We start from the raw sequence: 2,731 nt of genomic DNA, 5'->3' as shown, positions 1-2,731 counted from the left end.
ACCATGGCGTCGGGATAGCGTTCGCGCAGCCGGGCGGTGATCAGCCTTTCGGCATTGACGTCCGCCTCGGTGACGAGGTCGGCGGCGGACGTCTTCTGGCGCACGTCGCCCTCGCCCAGCCGGCGGAAGCGCGGCATGATTTCAGTCCTGGCGGCGTCTGCAAGAAGCTCGGCCAGCCAGTCGATCGAACGGTCGTCAAATTTCATCTGATGTTTCTTGTCCCAGGCTGGCGTCGAGCCCCGCAAAGTCGAACAGCTTCCTGTCCAGGAGATGCGAGGGCCTTACATTGGTCATGGCGCGGATCATCGTGTCCTTGCGGCCCGGCATGCGCTTCTCGATGTCGTCGAGCATCGCCTTCATGGCGTTGCGCTGCAGCCCTTCCTGGCTGCCGCAGAGGTCACATGGGATGATCGGGAATTTCATCGCGTTGGCGAATTTCTCGAGGTCGGCTTCAGCACTATAGGCAAGCGGCCGCAGCACCATGACGTCGCCCTCGTCATTGAGGAGCTTGGGCGGCATGGCGGCGAGACGCCCGCCATGGAACAGGTTCATAAAGAAGGTTTCGAGTATGTCCTCGCGGTGATGGCCAAGCACCAGCGCCGAACACCCCTCCTCGCGCGCGATTCGGTAGAGGTGGCCGCGCCGCAGCCGCGAGCAGAGCGAGCAATAGGTGCTGCCCTCCGGCAATTTGTCGGTCACCACCGAGTAGGTGTCCTGGCATTCGATGCGGTGCGCGATGCCGTTGGCGTTGAGATAATCGGGCAGGATGTGCTTCGGGAAATTCGGCTGGCCCTGGTCGAGGTTGCAGGCGAGCAGCTCCACCGGCAGCAGGCCGCGCCATTTGAGGTCGAGCAGAAGCGCCAGCAACCCGTAGGAATCCTTGCCGCCTGAAAGCGCCACCAGCCAACGTTCGCCGGGTTTGACCATGGCGAAATCCTCGATCGCTTGACGGGTGAGCCTCAACAGCCGCTTACGCAGCTTGTTGAACTCGACCGAGGCCGGCACGTCGCGGAACAGCGGATGAAAGCCGCCTTCGGCATCGTCGTCGATAGGCTCGAGTGATTTGAGGTCTGGCAACATATTCATGGCGCCGGCTCCGCGTTGTCAGCGCTCGGCTTTAGAGCATTTTGCAGCCGAGTGGAATCACATGGCGTCGCATAAATGCGGCCAAAGTGAATAGCCCTGACCGTCAAAGAAAAGGCCGCCTCGAGAGGCGGCCTTTGGATGCTGCGGCTGATCCAGTTCGATCAGCGCGAGTAGAATTCGACGACCAGGTTCGGTTCCATCTGCACGGCGAAGGGAACGTCCGACAGGCCCGGAACGCGCGCGAAGGTCGCGGTCATCTTGTTGTGGTCGGCTTCGATGTAGTCCGGCACGTCGCGCTCGGCGAGAGCGACCGATTCCAGAACGATGACGAGCTGCTTCGACTTCTCGCGCACCTCGATGACATCGCCCGGCTTGCAGCGATACGAACCGATGTTGGTGCGCTTGCCGTTGACGTTGACATGGCCGTGGTTGACGAACTGACGGGCCGCGAAGATCGTCGGCACGAACTTGGCGCGATAGACGATCGCGTCGAGGCGCGACTCCAGCAGGCCGATCAGGTTCTCGGAGGTGTCGCCCTTGCGGCGGTTGGCCTCTTCATAGACCTTGCGGAACTGCTTTTCCGAAACGTCGCCATAGTGACCCTTCAGCTTCTGCTTGGCGCGCAGCTGCAGGCCGAAGTCGGAAAGCTTGCCCTTGCGGCGCTGGCCGTGCTGGCCGGGGCCGTATTCACGCTTGTTGACCGGGGACTTCGGGCGGCCCCAGATGTTTTCGCCGAGACGGCGGTCGATCTTGTATTTCGCGGATTCGCGCTTGCTCATCGCATTCCCTTTCAAAACAATATACCCGGAACCCCATGGCTCCGGGCGAAGGAAACGCGCCCTCCTCTGGCCTCCGTTTTCGAGACCTGACAGGGTTTCCCACGCAAAGCGACGGAAAACCCACGGGACACGTCAAAAGAAACCACCGGGCGTCGCCACCCGGTGTTGGTGGGCCTGTTAAACACAGATTTAACCGCTGTCAAGCTTGTGGCTGGCGGCACCGACGCCAACCCGATATCATCCCTGCGTTGCATGCGGTGCTGGGTGTGGCGGAAAGTTGCACGCCGGCGGCATCCGGGCGGACGCGGCGTCTTAGGACGCAAACGCCCTGCATTTGATGAAGGGACTGGAACAGAGGAGTCCGAATTCCCATGAAGAAGTTCTTCCTTACCCTGACCGGAGCCGCCGTGTTGGCCGGGTCGATGGCGGTCATGACGCCTGAGCCGGCCATGGCCAGGCATTGGCATGGCCATAAGCAGGTGTGCCGCGTCGTGGTGAAGAAAAAAGTGGTCTGGCGGCACGGCCATCGTCAAGTCGTGCGCTACAAGACGCGGCACTGCTGGTGGCGCCGCTAGCTGACGCTTGGGCTAAATCCAGACGAAGCCCGCGGACAGCACCGCGGGCTTTTTCGTCCCGATGTCTCGCTTCATGACTTCTTGCCGGGCAGGCCTTTGCGTTTGGTCTCGGCGAATTCTTCGAGCTGCTTCTCGCTCATGGAATCGTACATCTCGCGCGACGCGCCCTTGAGCTCGCTTTTCTTGATCTCGCCGCGCTTGGCGGAAAGTGCCGCGCCGGCGGCCTTTTGCTGGGCTTGCGATGTAGCGGGCATGGCTGTCTCACCTTTGCTGCGGGAAAAACGCGGAGGC

At 61.7% G+C, this 2,731-nt stretch carries 5 protein-coding genes; 1 reads left to right on the top strand and 4 read right to left on the bottom strand.

What is annotated here, in order from left to right:
• From EOD07_RS29680 to rpsD, 3 genes are all read right to left on the bottom strand, one after another.
• Positions 1 to 206, bottom strand: a 206-nt coding sequence (locus EOD07_RS29680; RefSeq protein WP_281059094.1) for an inositol monophosphatase family protein, incomplete at its 3' end; no start/stop codon positions are given.
• Positions 196 to 1,080 carry a tRNA 2-thiocytidine(32) synthetase TtcA gene (gene ttcA / locus EOD07_RS29675; protein WP_206519597.1) on the bottom strand — a complete coding sequence of 295 codons (885 nt, stop codon included), beginning with the start codon at positions 1,078 to 1,080 and terminating at the stop codon, positions 196 to 198. The genes ttcA and EOD07_RS29680, both read right to left, overlap by 11 nt.
• A 167-nt stretch (positions 1,081 to 1,247) precedes the next feature.
• Positions 1,248 to 1,865, bottom strand: a complete 618-nt coding sequence (rpsD, locus tag EOD07_RS29670; RefSeq protein ID WP_040981269.1) for a 30S ribosomal protein S4 — start codon at positions 1,863 to 1,865, stop codon at positions 1,248 to 1,250.
• Positions 1,866 to 2,236: 371 nt separating this feature from the next.
• On the opposite strand from rpsD, the gene EOD07_RS29665 reads away from it, so the two are divergent.
• Positions 2,237 to 2,440 (top strand): hypothetical protein, encoded by a 204-nt coding sequence (locus EOD07_RS29665; RefSeq protein WP_040981271.1) that lies wholly within the window; start codon positions 2,237 to 2,239, stop codon positions 2,438 to 2,440.
• A gap of 71 nt (positions 2,441 to 2,511) precedes the next feature.
• On the opposite strand, the gene EOD07_RS29660 is transcribed toward EOD07_RS29665, so the two are convergent.
• Positions 2,512 to 2,694 (bottom strand): DUF3008 family protein, encoded by a 183-nt coding sequence (locus tag EOD07_RS29660; RefSeq protein ID WP_127237864.1) that lies wholly within the window; start codon positions 2,692 to 2,694, stop codon positions 2,512 to 2,514.
• Positions 2,695 to 2,731 lie beyond the last annotated feature (37 nt).

This window comes from Mesorhizobium sp. M2C.T.Ca.TU.002.02.1.1 (genome assembly GCF_003997225.1).
This window is presented reverse-complemented; position numbering and strand designations above follow the sequence as displayed.